The sequence below is a fragment of the Streptococcus oralis genome, from assembly GCF_964238205.1.
Taxonomy (GTDB): Bacteria; Bacillota; Bacilli; order Lactobacillales; family Streptococcaceae; genus Streptococcus; species Streptococcus oralis_CZ.
Window position 1 is genome coordinate 86,138 of the sequence record NZ_CAXSLF010000006.1, and the last position, 18,942, is coordinate 105,079.

The following is an 18,942-nucleotide window of genomic DNA, read 5'->3' on the forward strand; positions in this document are numbered from 1 at the left end:
ATATTTATAACATTTTCAACTATTTAATAAGAACATTATACCAAAAAAACCGAATATTTCAAAAAAATTCTTATCATTCCTCAAAATTGTGATAAAATAGAAGAAAAGTCCAAAGGAGTTTATAATGAATACAAAACAATTGATTGCTAGCGAATTGGCTAGCGTCATTGACAGCCTGGATCAAGAGGCTATTTTAAATTTACTAGAACAACCCAAAAACTCTGACATGGGAGACATCGCCTTCCCTGCCTTTACTCTAGCAAAAGTTGAGAGAAAAGCTCCACAAATGATCGCGGCAGATATCGCTGAAAAAATCAATAGCCAAGCCTTTGAAAAAGTCGTCGCTACTGGACCTTATGTTAACTTCTTCCTTGATAAAAATGCCATTTCTGCTCAAGTATTACAAGCTGTTATCACTGAAAAAGAACACTATGCTGACCAAAATATTGGTAAACAAGAAAATGTTGTTATCGACATGTCTAGTCCCAATATTGCTAAGCCATTCTCTATTGGTCACCTGCGCTCAACTGTTATCGGAGATAGCTTGTCACATATTTTCCAAAAAATCGGTTATCAAACGGTCAAGGTCAACCATTTGGGAGACTGGGGTAAACAGTTTGGGATGCTGATCGTTGCCTACAAAAAATGGGGTGACGAAGAAGCTGTAAAAGCTCATCCGATTGATGAACTTCTTAAACTCTACGTTCGCATCAATGCTGAAGCTGAAAATGACCCTAGCTTGGATGAAGAAGCACGCGAATGGTTCCGTAAACTTGAAAATGGAGATGAGGAAGCTCTCGCACTTTGGCAATGGTTCCGTGATGAAAGTTTGGTGGAATTTAACCGCCTTTACAATGAATTGAAGGTCGAATTCGACAGCTACAACGGGGAAGCCTTCTACAATGACAAGATGGATGCAGTTGTAGATATCCTTTCTGAAAAAGGACTTTTGGTCGAATCAGAAGGTGCCCAAGTTGTTAATCTTGAAAAATATGGAATTGAACACCCAGCTCTTATCAAGAAATCTGACGGTGCAACTCTCTACATCACACGTGACTTGGCCGCTGCCCTTTACCGTAAAAACGAATATCAATTTGCCAAATCGATTTATGTCGTTGGTCAAGAACAATCTGCTCACTTTAAACAACTCAAGGCTGTCTTGCAAGAGATGGGTTACGATTGGAGTCAAGATATTGTCCATGTTCCTTTTGGATTGGTAACAAAAGAAGGGAAAAAACTCTCTACTCGTAAAGGGAATGTCATCTTGCTAGAGCCTACAGTTGCAGAGGCTGTCAGTCGTGCCAAAGCGCAAATCGAAGCCAAAAATCCGGAACTTGAAAATAAAGACCAGGTTGCTCATGCTGTTGGAGTTGGGGCCATTAAATTCTATGACCTTAAAACTGACCGTACAAATGGCTACGACTTCGACCTTGAAGCTATGGTATCTTTTGAAGGCGAGACTGGTCCTTATGTTCAATACGCCTATGCTCGTATCCAATCCATCTTGCGCAAAGCGGATTTCAAACCTGAAGCAGATGCCAACTATAGCTTGAATGATCCTGAAAGCTGGGAAATTATTAAACTCATCCAAGATTTCCCACGTATTATCAACCGTGCGGCGGATAACTTTGAACCTTCTATCATTGCTAAATTTGCAATTAGCTTAGCGCAAGCCTTCAACAAATATTACGCTCACACTCGTATCTTGGATGAAAGTCCAGAACGCGACAGTCGTTTAGCCCTCAGCTATGCAACTGCAGTTGTCCTCAAAGAAGCACTTCGTTTGTTGGGTGTAGAAGCACCAGAGAAGATGTAAATCGTTACAAGAGACTGAAACTAAAGTTCCTAGTCTCTTGACGGCAATCGCTATATGGCGAATTGCCTAAACGCTTCACTAATTCACCTAACCAAATAATATCGATTTGGTTAGGTTCATGTCGTAGGCTTTTAATCACTTTATTGTAAAGCAGTCTAAATAACTAACGCCAAATCCTATTCGGACTTTGTCTAGGCGCTTCACTAGTCTTTCGATTGAAATATTATCGATTTCTACCGAAAGACGTCGTAATCTTAAAGTTACTGGAACTAAAGTTCCTAATTGTTAGACGCTTACAGTATTATCACTCGAAAAACAAAAACTTTACTTTTATCTTACCACCTACTTCTTTATCACTTAGGGAGAATTTTTATGAGCCAATATGCTTATATTTTAGTTGTCATCAGTCTTGTCGCTCTTTTTCTCATCAACAAATACGAAAAGGAAAAACTACAAAGACTCCTACAAGAGCAACTGTTAAAGGATGAAACTTTTCGCGCTACTATCAAGGAAAAGATTCAAACAACAGAAAACATTAACGATGTCATCGACTACATCAATAAAGGATATCGTTTGGGAATCCCCATTTCAAAAGAAATCGTTGACGAAATTCGCAACTAACAAAAAGACTCGAGATGACATTTCTCGAGTCTTTTTATTTATTTCTGACAGCTAAGATTTCTACCAGGATAACAATCCCTAAGGATACCATGGTTCCAAATGGTGCTGCATTTTCATCAAAAATTTTCTCAGAGAACAGTAGCAGAGCAATCGCTAATAGTAGCAAAGCACTGCATAGCATAATATCCTTGAAGCTTGGTTTGAGTTTTATATACTTTAAAAATGATTTCTGTAGTTTACTCATTTCGATTGTCCCCTTTTGAAATAAATCCTTTATCCATAGAATAAAACTCTTCCTCAGAAAATCTAGCCTCTTACAAAGCTTCTAATTCATAGAGTTCTGCAATAATCCCTGCGACCTTCTTGATATCTCCCAGCATTCCACGCATCTCAAAGTCAGCTAGAACGGGGAAACCAAAGCGCTGGCTGTATTGTTTAGCCGTCAAACAGTATTGGTTGTTAAAATTACGATTGCCTGATCCTACGACACCAAAACACTTACTGGCATTGTCTCCATAGGCGATAAAATCACCTACTGGAGTAGTCAAAATCTCCACATCTCCATTGTCAACACCATTGCCACCTTCTAAATAAGTCGGTAGAAAAGCAACATATGGATTGGACATCTCAAAGAAGGTCTCTCCTTCCTTGACTAGGTCTTTAATATGAATTTTTTCTACTTCAATGTTCTCATACTGTTCTAATAGGTAAGCCTTCAATCGTGTTACGAAACTCTCCGTATTTCCACTCAGACTGATGTAGACCAAGGAAATTTTTTTCATTTTCTCCTCCTTTTTTGAATCATAAAAAATAACTACCAAGATTGTATCTTGATAGTTATGCTTTGTCAACTCTTAGGCTAGTTCTTCCTCTTCTTGAGTTTCTGTTAATTCTTTTTGCTGACGCCACATTTTATAGAAGACGATTGCTAGGAAGATAACATTGAGTACGATCCCCAAAATAGCTGAACCTTTGGCACCAAGCTCCGCTCCCATACGGATGTTAGGGTCTGTAAAAAGTGAAACCGCATCCTGAACGCCGATAAAGTTGTAGATAGAACCAACGATGGCAACGAAGACATAAGCAAGATAAGTGTAGTTAGCCAATTGAAGATTTTTACGAATAAGGAAAACCAAAGCCACAACAACCAGAATAACAGATAAGACAACCAAGAGAATGCTGAAGATTGAATGACCATGCTCCGATACCTTAATGGTGTAAGCAACGAGCTCCTTAGCATAAGTAGCATTAACACCTGATGCTGATGTTTCTAGATTGTTCATACCCTCCGCAGTAGGTACTGGAGATATGATTCCAAATAGCGACATTGCTGAGAGTAAGGCTGAAAAAATCAGTAATACCCATAGATAGATTGGTTTCTTTTTCATCAAAGCAACCCCCTTATGTTTTTTTAGTTTATTATAGCATATTTTAACAAGCAAAACAAATCCTACAAGTTTGCTTCCACCTGTTTACGGTAGGCTTTAGGAGACTTCCCACATAGTTTTCGAAAAACCTTATAGAAATAGCCTACATTACTGTAACCAACCGTATAGCAAATATCCTCAATACTATCATTTGTAGATAGCAAGAGTTGCTGGGCAGCCTTGATGCGTTGCTTATTGAGAAGCTCCGCAAAGGTGGAATTGGTTTCCTTCTTAATCAACTGGCCCAAATAAACGGGATTGATAAAGAGGTCCTTACTGATATCCTTGAGAGAAAGCTCTTTTTTGTAGTCTCTACCAATGACCTCGAGCACACTGACCACATTTTCATTCATGCGGTATTGGCCAAAGAAGGATGTCAAGGTTTCCTTGGTATAAGCGACTAAATCCTCAAAAGTTGTAATAGCATGGATGTTCTTGACAATATCTGTCATGTCGTCTGCCTTCAAATGCTCAAAAAGATGGAAGACATCCATGACAAACTGGGTAAAGAGCTGCTTGGTAATGGATACCCTCGGTGTGTTTTCTAAGACAATCTTCTCAAGTAAGGTCAACTCCTCGATAATCTGCTGGAGATTTCCTTGAATAATCACTCGATAGATGGGCTCGTAATAAGAAAAGAGACTTTCAGACTGATCTAAATTGACCGATCCATAAAAGAGAGTCTTTTCAACATCACGCTTCCACTTTTCAAAGTTGATTTGATAAGGTGCTTCAAAAGGCATGACCAATAAGCCCTCAAATTCCTGATCTGCAAGGACGATCTGCCAATCCTGACCTAGAACATAGTAGGGAATAACAAAATCCCCTTGTTTTTCTTTTGAAAGTCCAATCCACCAGTTTTCTTTTTGGCTGAGATGAGTCTTGAAGGCTTCTTCATCGAGTTGCTGACTCAATATTTCGGGCTCATGAGATTTTTCACCAAGCTGACTGGCAATCTTTTCAAGCAAGCGTTCCAGTTCAACCTTATCGACTGGTTTGACCAGATAATCAACGACATTGAGATTCATGGCTTTTTTGACATAGTCAAATTCTTGGTAGCCTGAAAGGAGGATATAGTAAGCATTTGGCAACAACTCCTTCATCTCCCCAATCATTTCAAGTCCTGTCTTGTCAGGCATATTGACATCTGAAATAACAATATCGACGGAATGTTCTCGAACGTAGTCCAGAGCATCATCAGCATGATTGGCTGTTGCAACGACTTCCATATCCCACTTATCAAAAGGAATCAAACGTTTGAGACCTTCTGTAATCATGTACTCGTCGTCCACTAAAAGTACTTTATACATCTTTATCCTTTCTCTTCGTTTTGAATGGTGATTTGATAGCGAACACCTTCTTTTTCAACAGATTCTACACTGATATCATACCGGTCACCAAAGTAGAGCACAAAGCGCTCATGCACATTGACAATCCCAATGGACTGGCGTTTCCCACTATAATCCACTATATGTTCAAAGGTTCTTTGAGCTAATTTATCCTGGATCTCTGCTAATTTTTCGGCAGGCATTCCACGCCCATTATCGGTTACCAAAATCTCAACATAGCCTTCTTTTTTCAAGGCCTTGATACTGATAACATTATCCGTTCTTCTGTGGTCAACTCCGTGGGCAAAATAATTCTCCACCAAGGGTTGGAGGGTGAATTTTGGAATGCGCATTTCTTCCAAGTCAGGGTCGATCTTAAATCCGTAAGCAATGGATTTTGGATAGCGAACCATACAGAGATAACTGTACTTCCGACAAAACTCCACTTCTTGCTTTAATGTTGTTTCTCGCTCATCAGAGATGTTGTTGCGCAGGAGACTACTGAATTCGTAGATAATATCCGCTAGTTCATTTTGGTTTTCCATGACCGCGTACATCCGTATAAACTCGAGGGTATTGTACATGAAATGTGGATTTATCTGAGCTTGTAGAGCGCGCATATGGGCATCTTTTTGACTCAGTTCAAGCTGGTAAATATCATGGATATTTCTCTCCAGTCGGTCCAACATATCATTTGTCGTCTCAGCGATTAAAAGCAATTCCTGGTCTTTTTTCGTGAGATCAATTCTTTTACCCTGCTCCCCTTGCGCAATATCATGGATTGTTTCCACTAGGTCAACAACCTGTGTTTGATACTTCGAAAATGTTTTTTTCAAGGTTACATATAAAATAACGATAAAGAGGAGACTCAAAGCAAGAATAAAGACAGAGCTAGAGATACTGCCACTCAGGACATAACCTCGTGGAACAGCAACCTGAACCTGATAACCATGAGCAGTCTCGTCTTGCAACCATTCCTCTCGATCACTTTTTTCACCTTGGTGAAACATTTCCGTTTCAAAAGGAGAGGTTATGCTCACAGCAATTGGGATATTTCCTCTGGTATTGTCAATAGCCTTATAAAAAACATCGGAAGATACAGAAACATAAATAACTCCAAGAGCTTGATCCGATACTGGATCGGATACGGGAACGGCAAAACTATTAGCATCTGGCTTAAAGGCGTCTGCAGAAACCTTGTAACCACTACGATTGTCCCTAGTTGAAACATAAACTTCTGTCGAGTCTTGCAAGACAATGGCTACACCCGTTACAAAATCATTGCGCACATAAAGGTCATCGATATTTTCATAAATGGATACAGAAATATAGGGTGATGCCTTACGCTCCAGTTGCCAATAGAAATAATCTGGTGTACTAAGGCTAAAATACTTATAAATACCCTCGATTCGCGCTTGATTATCTACTAAACTTTGGGCTGAACGCGCTGATTCTCGATAATAATACTCAACCTCGCTCACCGTCCGAGTCAAAACCCGCTGGGAAACCTGTCTTGCTTCTTTTTCGCGACTATCCCAGTTTACATAGGAAATCAAAAGAGCAAAACTAGCAATGATGACAATCATCACCCAACTATAGGTTCTAAGGAGCGAATGAAGCCAAAACTGTTTCATTCTATTTGGACGCCAATTTTTCATGAATGTTTTCATAAACAGGCTCCAATAAATCACTAATAAAGAAATGCCACATACCAATCCCTACAAAAATGATAAGGGCTGGCATATAGAAGCCAATGATGGCTAACAAGACGCTACCAAGAAGAACCTTGGCCACTGCTGACAAGCTCATAAAAATTCCGATAAAGGCAAGCTTTAAGGTATTTTGATAGGATAAGTCAAAATAAACTTGCAATTTTAGAGAAACTGTATAGGCCAAAAATACCAAGGCTACCAGAAAGATATTCAGAAAAGTTGCTGCCAAGTGGATAATGGTCTGATGCGGCAATTGGATCATGAGATACAAACCATAAATCAAGATCAAGTCAAGTCCCATAAAGGTGTAGAAACTGAGATTGCTTTTGATAAAATTGCTCTTGTAAAGAGTCCAAGCCTCTTTAAAACCATAGGCACGGTAAGAATAACCATGTTCTGCAAATAAACTCATGATAGTCGCACTAGCTGGCGCTATACCAAAAACCACACCTCCCGCTAGTGTCAATAACCAAAAATAAGCTGTAGCTATCATCCCCAAAAAGAAACGATGAAAGACTAGCTCAATAAAATTTCCCACGGTTTGCCTCCAAAAAAATAATCTAGAACTATTATAACATATTTCAAGCGCTCTCAAAAATAGGAGGAAAGAAAAGGCAGTGAGAGTTGAACTTGCTACCTTTTAGAAGCAAGTTCGGAGCAGGTATCCATCCTTGTCAAATGGCCAAATGTTAGTTTATAAAGGATAAATATAATTGTTTAATAATGTTATTTGTACTATAATAAAGATAGATAGAGATACCGATTAATGACCAAAGGAGTTTTCGGAAAAGATAAACATATTTGCAGATTAAATACTTACTATTCAACTTATTTACTGGATTAACAAATAACGAAAGGAGTATGAATCATGACTATTTTTATTTTAAGAACTACCGTGTTTTGGATTGCTCTTATTTTGAGTCTTTTCTCTGATAAATTGTTCAAACAACAATATGTAAAAATCGTAAAAATAATTTGCGTTATAATCATGTTAGTCGTTTCATTATCATATCTGTTCTAAGTTATTTTAAGAATACAGGAATTTGTTTGTCCTGTATTCTTTTTCTCTATAAAACGTGCATTGATAAAAACGAATAACAAAAACACCCCGTTTATGCGGGGTGCAGTAAAGAGAATTAAAAAGGTGATATGATCTAATTATTTTTCTTCATCTTTATGAAGCATGTTTTTTACACCTTCAACGACACCTTCTACAGCATCTTTTGCATCTTCAGCGACTTCTTTAACTTTAGAAACAACTTTTTCAGCAGCTCCTTCGCTTTCAAGTTCTTTGTCACCTATCAATTTGCCAACGCCTTCTTTAACAGATCCTGCTGCTTGATTGAATTTTTCTTCTGTAGACATAAGTATGTCCTCCTTTTATTTTTTTCTAAATTAGTAATTATTGAACACGTGGTTCTGCTTTGGCTGCAGCGTCTTTAACAGTTTCAACACCTTCGCCAACTTTTTCTTGTGCTACTGCAACACCTGAACCGATACCAGATTTCACTCTTGAGAATTGTTCTGACGCGAACTCGCCTGTTGATTCTGCCACGTCAGTTACACGATCTTGAAGGCTTACTGAATCTGCTTCATGTTGTTCTTTAGTTTTAATATCAACAACATTAACGTTAACTTCAACTACTTCTAGATCAGTCATTTTCGCAACTTCTGCTACGATAACATCTTTGATTTCCTTGTATAGAGTTGGAACGTTTTTTCTGTACTCTACGATAACGTTCAAGTCAACTGCTACTTGTTCTTTACCAACTTCAACGTTAACACCGTGTGTTACATCGTTAGTATTCACAATTTTTTCTGTAAGATTTGAGAAAAATCCGCCATCAACATGTAATAGTCCTGGGACTTTATCTAGTGAAAGGCCGATAATTTTTTGAATAACTTTATCTTCGTAAGTTAATTCTCCTCGAACATCTTTAGAAACAACATCTTGTTTTTCATTTGCATTTTTTTCTACGTTTGACATATGAAACTCCTTTATTTATTTAAATAATTCTTCTGTACATAGTATCCCAACCAAATTCCTAAAGCTCCACAAATTAAAACAAACATCGTTTTAAAGAAACCAAAGGATAGAATGAGGCAGGCTAGAATAATACCTACTACTCCACATAGGATTGGGTATTGATATTTTTTAAACCATTCCATTTTTTACTTCCTTACTTTACACGACTAACAATTTTCTTAGCTGCTTTTTGAGGGTCATATTCTTTCACTGAAACTTCCAGTTTAACCTCTCGTTCAATGCCAAAGAATTCTTTCAATCCTTGAGTAATTTCATTTTGAACTACTTCAAATTTGTTAGCAATGTTATCTGAAAGAACAGTTGTACCTTCTACAGAAACGAAACATTTCTTTTTCCAAGTTTGTACTTTGATTTTAGGCTCTTTAACTAGCTTATGATCAAGAACCAAACATCGAACAAATCCTTCGATAGCTGAATTTTTTAGTTTTAATTTATCGTCTTTAGTTCCAAGTTTTATTTCCAGATATTGTCTAGGATAAAACAGGATTACTAAGACCCATAATAAAACTAAGATAGACAGGCCTAGAAGCCCCCAAAATACATATCTAGCGAGATAATATTCAAATGATGTCTGTCGCCAGCTAGTCAATTGAATTCCTAAATCACTAACCTGGTGATAATCTATCAAAATAGGAAGGAAAATTGTCAAGATTAAAATACAGAAAATAAGTAATAATATTTTCTTTGATTTTGACATATAAAATCCTTTCAATTAAAGCACTAAACTATAGGTTTACCCGTCAATACTAAATTTAAATCTATAGTTTATGATTGAGTAAAAAGTTAACCTTTTTTACCCAAAAGGAATGATACTACAGCGACAACAATCACCGCACCAGCAATCGATGGAATAATTGACATTCCCGCTAGAGAAGGTCCCCATGTCCCAAAAAGCGATTGGCCGACGGATGACCCAATTAAACCAGCAAAAATATTTGCAATGATTCCCATTGAACCACCTTTTTTAGTAATTGCTCCTGCAGCGAGACCGATAAAACCTCCTACAATAATGGACCACAACATAATATGCACCCTCCTTTCACAACCCCAATATATTTGGGTTAAATATAGTATATCATAATGTGAGAGCGCACACAAATTATATGCTCACGAATATATGCTTTAATAAAATTGATTTTTGATTTTAAAAAACTACACGAAAAATGTAATTATTTAGTTAATTTTTATTGAAATTGGAAAAAAGAAAAAACCCTTAAAATAAGCGTTTTTCTTATGTATTGATTCGTATTGAATGCTTACTTCACTTCTATAAAAGATTAAATAATTTCTATTTTAGCTGTTAGAAACGTTGGTACATCAATGTTTTTAGAATGCTACATAATAAAAGGTAGAGTGAATGGTAGAGTAGTAAAAATAGTTGTTATCCTAGTTGATTAAAAAAATCTCTGATTTCCTCATCTTTTATAAAATAATATATAATTTTCCCCTCTCTTCTAGTATCCAAGATGTTTTGATTGGCTAGTTTACGAAGATGGTGGGAGGCAGATGCCATACTGAGATTTAGTAAACAGGCTATATCACAGACACAGAGTTCTTCAACAGCAAGGAGATAAAAGATGATATTTATCTGTTTATTATCGGTAAACTTTGATAAAATACGAAGTGATTTTTGAACTTTTTCCTTTTCAAGGTAGTTCGTTGCGGTTGTAACATTTTGTTGATTAATAACATCCACTTGACAGATACTATCTTTTTTCATATTTTTTTCTCCTAGCCTAACACAGCCCATAGCATGTCAAAGCTGTTGTTTTCAATCAGGATATACATCCCCAATCCTAAATAGACAACGGCAATAAACCATCTGCTATATTTTTCCAAAGTTTCTCCAACAGAAGGGACTTGTGCCAATTTTTGGGCAGAAAAAACCAAGAGATAAATCATGACTAGAAAAGTAAGTAAAGTCACTATCAAATTCGCTAAATTTAAGGTGGTAAAATATGGGACAAAAACACCAATATTGTCAGCACCACAACTTGCAAAAGTAATCATAGCGACTAGAAAAATCAGGTTTTTATCATCTTTGCGCAAACCATCTTTTGCAATAGCTTCTCCATCAGAATCTCCTAAAAGCAAAACTTTGAGTCCTAGGAAAATTGGAATCAAACCGAGCAAACCTAAAATCTCTTTACTAGGAATATAATTTAAGACAAATGCAAAAAGTAAACTTAGCAATATTAGACTAACAGAGCCTAGAAATTGTCCTAAATAGATGTTAATGATGTCTTTTCTGCTTTTTCTTTTGGCAAAAAATAACATTAGGATAATAAGTAAGTCTACGGCTGTCCCAGAATACAGGATTATTGAAGTAACAACATTTTGAACCATAAAACACCTCATTCAAATATATTTTTGAATGTATTTTAACATTAAACTTTGTAGATGTCAACTTCAGCTCCATCAAAATATAGATAAGAAGGTAGTGTACCAAACATTAAAAAGCCCTGCCATCGAAATGATAGCAGGGCTTAACTTCAATATCCAGATGATATATTTATCTAAAAAAGGTAGAGTTTGGACTGAAATATAGTGAAATGTATTGAAATTGGAAAAAAGAAAAAACGCTTAAAATAAGCGTTTTTCTTATGTATTGATTCGTATTGAATGCTTACTTCACTTCTGTAAACACAACGTGTTTGCGAAGTTTTGGTGAGTATTTCTTCAATTGAAGACGGTCTGGAGTGTTACGTTTGTTTTTAGAAGTAAGGTACAAGCGTTCACCAGATTCTTTGTGTTCAAGTGTAATATTTACGCGCATGGTATCTCCCTTCTATTATTCAGCTGATGCAGCTTTAGCGATCTTACGTCCTTTGTAGTATCCTTTAAGTGATACACGGTGTGAACGTGAGTAATCTCCAGTAGTTTCGTCAAAGTTTACAGATGGAGCTGTTACTTTGTAGTGTGTACGACGTTTGTTTTTCTTCGCTTTTGAAGTGCGACGTGCAGGTACTGCCATTTTGATTTCTCCTTTTAAGATATAAATTCAGTTAGGTTTGATTTTCATCAACTTTAATAGTATATCAAAACTTTTTTGTAAAGTAAAGTTACTTGACAAAAAAAGATAAAAAAATTTTCCCATCCAAGGTTCTGGATAGGAAAATAGATTAAATATCAATCTCGAAGGGTTCATCAATGGTTTCTGAAACGTATTTCCCGTCTTTCTTCCGTTGCTTGACACATTCTGTAAGGAGATATTCAATCTGCCCGTTGACTGATCGAAAGTCATCTTCTGCCCATGATGCGAGTGCAGCATATAACTTTGCCGAAAGTCGAAGGGGAATCTGCTTCTTTTTAGCTTCTGCCATTTTTAATAAAGGCTTCCTGTATTGACAATTGGTTGTGCATCATGATTGCCACAGAGAACGACTAGGAGATTTGAAACCATCGCTGCTTTACGCTCTTCATCTAGTTCAACCAACTCTCCTTCATTGAGACGTTCTAGAGCCATTTCAACCATTCCAACAGCGCCATCAACAATCATCTTACGTGCATCAATAATGGCTGATGCTTGTTGACGTTGAAGCATGACAGCTGCAATTTCCGGTGCATAAGCTAGGTAAGTAATACGTGCCTCAAGAATTTCCAAGCCAGCATCCTCTACGCGACTTTGGATTTCTTCACGAATACGTTTAGCTACAATTTCACTAGAACCACGGAGACTGCCTTCATCTGCTTGCCCATCACCTGTAGTATCCACATTCGGAGACACATCGTAAGGATAGATGCGGACAATATTACGAAGGGCGCTATCACACTGCAATGACAGATATTCTTTATAGTTATCAACGTTGAAGACTGCTTTGGCTGTATCGACAACTCTCCAAGTTACCGCGATGCCGATTTCTACAGGGTTCCCTAAGCAATCATTAATCTTTTGACGAGAATTACTTAAAGTCATAACTTTGAGGGAAATCTGTTTCTTGCCAATTTCAATGTTTACATCATTGCCATTTGATGATTTCATCCCTGAAAAAGGTGATTTTGTGCTAACATCACCACTTTGACCTAGTCGAGTGTGGTTTGCAGGATTGACCGCTATACTGAAGGGATTGACAAAGTAAAAACCAGGTTCTTTAATGGTACCCGTATAGTTACCAAAGAGGGTCAAAACCAGAGCTTCCTGAGGTTTAACAACTTTTAAACCAGCATGAGCTAGAGCTGAAATTAAGATTAATAAAAGCCCGATAATAATTCCAAAAATGTTTTCCGAACCAGCACCCATTATAAATATAAGGAAACCAAGTACGAGTGCCAACTCGATAAGTATCAATGCTACTACACCATTTGGTTTTGAATTGATTAGTTTTTCAGTCATCAGAATGACCTCCTGTGTTTGATATCTAAATGATATCACTTTAATTTTAAATGTCAACAAAAATATGCAATCTTTTTTAAGAAGATTTCAATGGTTTGAATTGTCTGAAAATTCAAGAATTTTCTTCTGTTCATTGTTTTTAAAATGTGCTATAATGGTAAAAACTGAAATGGGAGGGAACTTAATGACAGAATTAGATAAACGTCACCGCAGTAGCATTTATGACAGCATGGTTAAATCACCAAACCGTGCCATGCTTCGTGCGACTGGTATGACAGATAAGGACTTTGAAACACCAATTGTTGGAGTCATTTCGACTTGGGCAGAAAATACACCATGTAATATCCACTTGCATGACTTTGGTAAACTTGCAAAAGAAGGTGTCAAATCTGCTGGTGCTTGGCCAGTTCAATTTGGAACCATTACGGTAGCAGACGGGATTGCCATGGGAACGCCGGGTATGCGCTTCTCTCTAACGTCACGTGATATCATTGCGGATTCTATCGAAGCTGCTATGGGTGGTCACAACGTGGATGCCTTTGTGGCTATCGGTGGCTGTGACAAGAACATGCCTGGTTCTATGATTGCCATTGCCAATATGGATATCCCAGCTATTTTCGCTTACGGTGGTACCATCGCCCCTGGAAAACTGGATGGCAAAGACATCGACTTGGTTTCTGTATTTGAAGGAATCGGTAAGTGGAACCACGGTGATATGACTGCTGAGGACGTGAAACGTCTGGAATGTAACGCCTGCCCTGGCCCTGGTGGTTGTGGTGGTATGTATACTGCCAATACTATGGCAACTGCTATCGAAGTTTTGGGGATGAGCTTGCCAGGTTCTTCTTCTCACCCAGCAGAATCTGCTGATAAGAAAGAAGACATTGAAGCAGCTGGACGTGCTGTAGTTAAAATGCTGGAACTCGGTCTCAAACCGTCTGATATCTTGACTCGTGAAGCCTTTGAAGATGCCATTACAGTGACAATGGCTCTAGGTGGTTCTACAAATGCTACTCTTCACTTGCTCGCCATTGCCCACGCAGCTAACGTTGACTTGTCACTTGAGGACTTCAATACAATCCAAGAACGTGTGCCTCACTTAGCTGACTTGAAACCTTCTGGTCAGTATGTCTTCCAAGATCTTTACGAGGTTGGTGGTGTACCTGCAGTTATGAAGTACTTGTTGGCAAATGGATTCCTTCACGGAGACCGCATCACATGTACTGGTAAGACTGTCGCTGAAAACTTGGCTGACTTTGCAGACCTCACACCAGGTCAAAAAGTCATCATGCCACTTGAAAATCCTAAACGTGCGGACGGTCCGCTTATCATCTTGAACGGTAATCTTGCTCCTGACGGTGCGGTTGCCAAAGTATCAGGTGTTAAGGTTCGTCGTCACGTTGGTCCAGCTAAGGTCTTTGACTCTGAAGAAGATGCTATCCAAGCTGTCTTGTCAGATGAAATCGTTGATGGCGATGTTGTCGTTGTTCGTTTCGTTGGACCTAAGGGTGGTCCTGGTATGCCTGAGATGCTATCACTTTCATCAATGATCGTTGGTAAGGGACAAGGAGACAAGGTTGCCCTCTTGACAGACGGACGCTTCTCTGGTGGTACTTATGGATTGGTTGTTGGACATATCGCTCCTGAAGCTCAGGATGGTGGACCAATTGCCTACCTTCGTACAGGAGATATCGTTACGGTTGACCAAGATACGAAAGAAATTTCCATGGCCGTTTCCGATGAAGAACTTGAAAAACGCAAGGCAGAAACAACCTTGCCACCACTCTATAGCCGTGGTGTCCTTGGTAAGTATGCCCATACCGTATCTTCTGCATCACGTGGTGCCGTGACAGACTTCTGGAATATGGAACAATCTGGTAAAAAATAAGCAAATCAAAAGCAAGCCATTTTTGACTTGCTTTTTTGTGTGTTTCAAAATAGATAACTATCGCGGTGGTAGTCCAAGTGCTATACGTCCATAGCGACTGATGCGTGTAATCTTCCAGGCAGGTGACCAGGTAACTTCAACCCTAACATCCTCAATTCCTTCAATCTGTTTCAAGCCTGCCACAATTTCAATAGGTAAACTTTCTGCACAGTCACAGGCAGTATCGGTGAAGGTCATGACAATTGTACAAAGACCAGCCTCGTCCAAATGAATCTCGTAAATCAAGCCAAGATTATAGACATCTAATTCCACATCTGTATCGTAAACTTTTTCTAGCTTGTCAATGATTTGTTCTCCTAATGCTAGAGCACGATCATTGATTTTGATATCTTCTCTCATTGCATTCCCTCCATTTTGTAAACTGCACCTATTTTCTCATAATTCTGACAATTTGGCAAGTTTTTCCCAATCAAAACTGGATTCGCTATAAAAACGAAAGCATAGAGATTGCCATAGTTGGTCCAAACTGCCCAGAGAGCTAACAACCTAGAACAAGAGGATATTGGCATAGGTTAGAGAGATAAACTTAGAGAATGATTGAGCTTCTAAGAAATACTTTCTAAAAAGAAAAAGTAGAGAACAGTCATCTCTACTTTTTAAATATTATTTTGACTTCACAGGCTTATCTGCCAAGGCCTTGATAGCTGATGCTATCGTTTCTGCGTAGAGCTTAGCTCCCTCTTCTAGTTTGGTATTATCACTTCCAAAGTGAACCTGGTCCGTTCCTTTCCAGATGTCTGGATGATCTTTAGACACCTGATTCCAGTCTGCAACCTCAATGTAAGGATACTTTTGAGCTACTTCACGCACATAGCTAGCATACTGTTCTACATAAGGCTGAGTTGCTTGAGTTTTGTCCCCTTCATAAGGTGTCACAAGTACAAGCTGATGGCCCTTAGGTAGATTTGTTATCAAAGAATCAATATCAGCCTTATAATCCTCAGGGTTATTCACTCCAGTAGCAATAACGACTATTTTAGGGAGGACTTTATTCTGACTGTGGTTGAGCATAATAGCATTGGCTTGCTTGGTATTTCTGCTTACTTGACCATCTGTCTGAGCGTCTGGTAGAACCTCTTTTAGTCCAGGTGTTGCACGCAAGGTTACAGAATCTCCGATGATGGATACACCATCGGCAATATTGTAGCGACTTGCTTCTGCTTGATCCGCCATGGTTTTTGTACGGGTAATATTGGTTTGAGCTTGATTGAGGCCATTTACCATCAAATCCGTTTCAAAAGCGCCTACTTGGGGAGCAATAAGCATCACAATCAGTGTCAGCAAGCTAAGGAAACCGACGCTACCCGCAAAGATTGGTTGAATATGCGGAATTTCTTTTACCTTTTGCAATAAGCTACTGTTCTTCCCTGCAATGAAAGGTTCAATCACATAGAAAGAAAGGCTTGCAAAGAGATAAGAGAAGATAGTGGTGAGAATCACTGCTGGTAGATTGCTCATCAACTGAGAGAAAATGATATAAAACGGCCAGTGGAAAAGATAGACGGCATAGCTAGTGTCAGCTAAGAAGCTAATCACCTTTGGTTCTTCAATCGTCGGAGTTTTCTCATGCAAAAGTCGTGCTGCAACGATCATCAGAAGAGCAGCTAAACTTGCTAACAAGAAGCCAAGCAAGTAGGCAAAGAGATAATTGAATTTCACGAAGAAGGTCAATAAGAGTAAAAGTCCGAGACCAGCTGAAAAAACTAACAAGGTCTGTTTCAAGTCCAAGGTTTGATTCAAACGTTTGAGAAGAGGTGTCGTATGACGAACCCCTATCAAGGTAGCTAGGACACTACCTAGGAAGAACGGATAAACATGAGTTAGACTTGAAAAGTAAAGCGTTGAGTAGGAAGAAACGATAAAGCTACCAATAAACATTGAAAGGAAGCTAACAACAAAGGTAGTTGAAGATAGTAGAAAAACCATTCCCCGTAGTTGCCCACCTGTTTTGGCTTGCTTAGACATGAGCCAAACTGCCAAGCCCCACAAGATATAGTAATGAACTTCAACCGCTAAGCTCCAGTTATGAACAAAGAGATGAGGAATGAACTGAGATTCATAACTTCCCCCTGTTAACATTTCATAGAAGTTGGTCATAAAACCAAGGACACCAGCAATCTGACCACCAATCCCGGCTACATAATCCTGCCGAACCAAGAAAGTAAAGGGCATAACGACAAGGATCATCAAGACAACTGGTGGAAAAATCCGATAGAAACGTCTTCTGAAAAATCCTAGGATATCAATCTTACCTTTTTGTCCAAATTCTTCTAACAGGAGTGACGTAATTAGGAAACCTGAGAAGGTGAAGAAGACGTCAACCCCGAAGAAACCTCCTGGAAAAACCGTCTGAAAGAAATGGTACAAGAGTACCAAGAGTAAGCCTGTAATCCTGATCAAGGAAAACCATTTAATACGCATACGAGTTTATTCTCCGTTCATTAGAGTAGTAAAAAAACCATCTAATGTTCATTCCATATTACCTTTATTTTATCAAAAAAAGAAGAAAAATCCTAAGAGAAAACTTAGGATTTGAGCTTTAGATTGATAATCTTAGAAATTACGACCTGATTTATTGTAGCCATATTTTTCAACAAAATGCTCACGGAATTCCAAGAGATTGTCATCCATAATAGCCTGACGAACCTGCTTCATCAGATTGAGCAAGAAGTAGAGGTTATGGTAACTGGTCAAGCGGATACCAAAGGTTTCATCAGCCTTGAGCAAGTGACGAAGGTAGGCACGTGTGTAGTTCTTACATGTGTAGCAATCGCATTCAGGATCAAGAGGTGTAAAGTCCTCCGCAAACTGGGCATTCTTGACAACCAAACGTCCTTGACTTGTCATACAAGTCCCGTTACGAGCGATACGGGTCGGCAAGACACAGTCAAACATATCAACCCCACGAATAACCCCATCAATCAGGCTATCTGGCGCTCCCACTCCCATCAAGTAACGAGGTTTGTTTTCAGGAAGGAGTTGAGTGGTGAAGTCCAAAACTGCATTCATCTCTTCGTGGGTTTCTCCAACTGCTAGTCCACCGATAGAGTAGCCTGGGAAGTCCATGCTGACAAGGTCCTGAGCTGACTGACGACGAAGATCTTCAAATCCTGCGCCTTGCACGATCCCAAATAAACCTTGGTCATGCGGACGACGATGAGCCTTCAAACCACGCTCAGCCCAACGGCTGGTACGTTCAATTGACTTCTTCACATAATCATAAGGCTGATAAAATTGAGGACATTCGTCAAAGGACATCATAATGTCTGAGCCTAGATTGTTTTGGATAGAGATGGCTTTTTCAGGTGAAAGGAACATCTTGGAACCATTGAGGTGATTCTTGAAGGTCACCCCTTCTTCAGTAATATTTCGGCTATCAGCCAATGAATATACCTGGAAGCCACCACTATCTGTCAAGATAGGCTGATCCCAGTTCATGAACTTATGAAGCCCACCTGCTCGAGCAATCAACTCATCTCCAGGACGTAGCCACAAGTGATAGGTGTTAGAGAGGATAATCCCTGACCCCATCTCTTTCAATTCTTCTGGCGATTGGGTTTTAACCGTTGCTTGAGTCCCAACCGGCATAAACATAGGAGTTGGAAAGGTTCCGTGTGGCGTGATAATCTCACCCAGACGAGCTCCCGTGTGTTTTTCTTTCTTAATCAAACGATATTTGATTGGTGAATCTGACATTTTTTACCTCCGAA

General features: G+C 38.8%; 24 protein-coding genes. 4 read left to right on the plus strand and 20 right to left on the minus strand.

All coding sequences use genetic code 11. From position 1 onward, the window contains the following. Positions 1–124: 124 nt before the first annotated feature. Complete coding sequence (gene argS / locus ACESOD_RS08435) at positions 125–1,816, plus strand: arginine--tRNA ligase (protein WP_373095001.1); 1,692 nt, start codon at positions 125–127, stop codon at positions 1,814–1,816. 372 nt (positions 1,817–2,188) lie between these two features. After that, on the plus strand, positions 2,189–2,437 hold the full coding sequence (locus ACESOD_RS08440) for a MarR family transcriptional regulator (RefSeq protein ID WP_373095004.1): 249 nt from the start codon (positions 2,189–2,191) through the stop codon (positions 2,435–2,437). Between the two features lie 34 nt (positions 2,438–2,471). Here the strand turns inward: ACESOD_RS08440 and ACESOD_RS08445 are convergent, their stop codons facing one another. The 13 genes from ACESOD_RS08445 to ACESOD_RS08505 form a co-directional block, all read right to left on the minus strand. Continuing rightward, the gene (locus ACESOD_RS08445; protein WP_373095007.1) at positions 2,472–2,681 is read right to left on the minus strand and encodes a hypothetical protein; all 210 of its coding nucleotides are present in this window, start codon (positions 2,679–2,681) and stop codon (positions 2,472–2,474) included. A gap of 70 nt (positions 2,682–2,751) precedes the next feature. Then, a complete protein-coding gene (gene nrdI / locus ACESOD_RS08450; RefSeq protein WP_075228761.1) occupies positions 2,752–3,219 on the minus strand; it encodes a class Ib ribonucleoside-diphosphate reductase assembly flavoprotein NrdI in 468 nt (155 codons plus the stop codon). A gap of 72 nt (positions 3,220–3,291) precedes the next feature. After that, positions 3,292–3,825 (minus strand): ABC transporter permease, encoded by a 534-nt coding sequence (locus tag ACESOD_RS08455; RefSeq protein ID WP_060955202.1) that lies wholly within the window; start codon positions 3,823–3,825, stop codon positions 3,292–3,294. Positions 3,826–3,887: 62 nt separating this feature from the next. Then, positions 3,888–5,174, minus strand: coding sequence for a response regulator transcription factor (locus ACESOD_RS08460; protein WP_070461119.1), 1,287 nt, complete (start codon positions 5,172–5,174; stop codon positions 3,888–3,890). A 2-nt stretch (positions 5,175–5,176) separates the two neighbouring features. Continuing rightward, entirely contained in the window at positions 5,177–6,850 is a 1,674-nt protein-coding gene (locus tag ACESOD_RS08465; protein WP_373095102.1) for a sensor histidine kinase, read from the minus strand. After that, a complete protein-coding gene (locus tag ACESOD_RS08470) occupies positions 6,828–7,442 on the minus strand; it encodes a YesL family protein (RefSeq protein ID WP_373095012.1) in 615 nt (204 codons plus the stop codon). Before ACESOD_RS08470 ends, ACESOD_RS08465 begins: the two co-directional genes overlap by 23 nt. A 620-nt stretch (positions 7,443–8,062) precedes the next feature. Beyond that, the gene (locus ACESOD_RS08475; RefSeq protein ID WP_373095015.1) at positions 8,063–8,269 is read right to left on the minus strand and encodes a CsbD family protein; all 207 of its coding nucleotides are present in this window, start codon (positions 8,267–8,269) and stop codon (positions 8,063–8,065) included. A 37-nt stretch (positions 8,270–8,306) separates the two neighbouring features. Then, entirely contained in the window at positions 8,307–8,891 is a 585-nt protein-coding gene (locus tag ACESOD_RS08480; protein ID WP_373095018.1) for an Asp23/Gls24 family envelope stress response protein, read from the minus strand. Between the two features lie 11 nt (positions 8,892–8,902). Further along, positions 8,903–9,073, minus strand: coding sequence for a DUF2273 domain-containing protein (locus tag ACESOD_RS08485; RefSeq protein WP_075228766.1), 171 nt, complete (start codon positions 9,071–9,073; stop codon positions 8,903–8,905). An 11-nt stretch (positions 9,074–9,084) separates the two neighbouring features. Beyond that, a complete protein-coding gene (gene amaP, locus ACESOD_RS08490; RefSeq protein WP_373095021.1) occupies positions 9,085–9,648 on the minus strand; it encodes an alkaline shock response membrane anchor protein AmaP in 564 nt (187 codons plus the stop codon). A gap of 86 nt (positions 9,649–9,734) precedes the next feature. Further along, positions 9,735–9,974, minus strand: a complete 240-nt coding sequence (locus ACESOD_RS08495; RefSeq protein WP_049504467.1) for a GlsB/YeaQ/YmgE family stress response membrane protein — start codon at positions 9,972–9,974, stop codon at positions 9,735–9,737. A gap of 358 nt (positions 9,975–10,332) precedes the next feature. Next, positions 10,333–10,671, minus strand: a complete 339-nt coding sequence (gene cadX / locus ACESOD_RS08500; RefSeq protein WP_000711078.1) for a Cd(II)/Zn(II)-sensing metalloregulatory transcriptional regulator CadX — start codon at positions 10,669–10,671, stop codon at positions 10,333–10,335. Between the two features lie 11 nt (positions 10,672–10,682). Continuing rightward, entirely contained in the window at positions 10,683–11,297 is a 615-nt protein-coding gene (locus ACESOD_RS08505; protein ID WP_373095028.1) for a CadD family cadmium resistance transporter, read from the minus strand. A 28-nt stretch (positions 11,298–11,325) separates the two neighbouring features. Here ACESOD_RS08505 and ACESOD_RS08510 point away from each other — a divergent pair, with 28 nt between their 5' ends. Next, on the plus strand, positions 11,326–11,499 hold the full coding sequence (locus tag ACESOD_RS08510; RefSeq protein WP_083936654.1) for a FanG protein: 174 nt from the start codon (positions 11,326–11,328) through the stop codon (positions 11,497–11,499). A gap of 78 nt (positions 11,500–11,577) precedes the next feature. Here ACESOD_RS08510 and rpmG read toward each other — a convergent pair whose 3' ends face one another. The 4 genes from rpmG to ACESOD_RS08530 form a co-directional block, all read right to left on the minus strand. After that, the gene (gene rpmG / locus ACESOD_RS08515; RefSeq protein ID WP_001265622.1) at positions 11,578–11,727 is read right to left on the minus strand and encodes a 50S ribosomal protein L33; all 150 of its coding nucleotides are present in this window, start codon (positions 11,725–11,727) and stop codon (positions 11,578–11,580) included. Positions 11,728–11,742: 15 nt separating this feature from the next. Further along, positions 11,743–11,925 (minus strand): 50S ribosomal protein L32, encoded by a 183-nt coding sequence (gene rpmF / locus ACESOD_RS08520; protein WP_000290417.1) that lies wholly within the window; start codon positions 11,923–11,925, stop codon positions 11,743–11,745. 148 nt (positions 11,926–12,073) lie between these two features. After that, positions 12,074–12,274 (minus strand): PTS ascorbate transporter subunit IIC, encoded by a 201-nt coding sequence (locus ACESOD_RS08525; protein WP_075229745.1) that lies wholly within the window; start codon positions 12,272–12,274, stop codon positions 12,074–12,076. Positions 12,275–12,276: 2 nt separating this feature from the next. Further along, positions 12,277–13,284 carry an SPFH domain-containing protein gene (locus ACESOD_RS08530; RefSeq protein ID WP_373095031.1) on the minus strand — a complete coding sequence of 336 codons (1,008 nt, stop codon included), beginning with the start codon at positions 13,282–13,284 and terminating at the stop codon, positions 12,277–12,279. A gap of 184 nt (positions 13,285–13,468) precedes the next feature. Between ACESOD_RS08530 and ilvD the strand changes: the two genes are divergently transcribed. Further along, positions 13,469–15,172, plus strand: coding sequence for a dihydroxy-acid dehydratase (gene ilvD, locus ACESOD_RS08535; protein WP_316108055.1), 1,704 nt, complete (start codon positions 13,469–13,471; stop codon positions 15,170–15,172). 57 nt (positions 15,173–15,229) lie between these two features. Here the strand turns inward: ilvD and ACESOD_RS08540 are convergent, their stop codons facing one another. The 3 genes from ACESOD_RS08540 to tgt form a co-directional block, all read right to left on the minus strand. Next, positions 15,230–15,571 carry a metal-sulfur cluster assembly factor gene (locus ACESOD_RS08540; RefSeq protein WP_049526039.1) on the minus strand — a complete coding sequence of 114 codons (342 nt, stop codon included), beginning with the start codon at positions 15,569–15,571 and terminating at the stop codon, positions 15,230–15,232. 264 nt (positions 15,572–15,835) lie between these two features. After that, the gene (locus ACESOD_RS08545) at positions 15,836–17,653 is read right to left on the minus strand and encodes an acyltransferase family protein (protein WP_373095035.1); all 1,818 of its coding nucleotides are present in this window, start codon (positions 17,651–17,653) and stop codon (positions 15,836–15,838) included. A gap of 132 nt (positions 17,654–17,785) precedes the next feature. Beyond that, positions 17,786–18,928, minus strand: a complete 1,143-nt coding sequence (tgt, locus tag ACESOD_RS08550; protein WP_016466286.1) for a tRNA guanosine(34) transglycosylase Tgt — start codon at positions 18,926–18,928, stop codon at positions 17,786–17,788. Positions 18,929–18,942 lie beyond the last annotated feature (14 nt).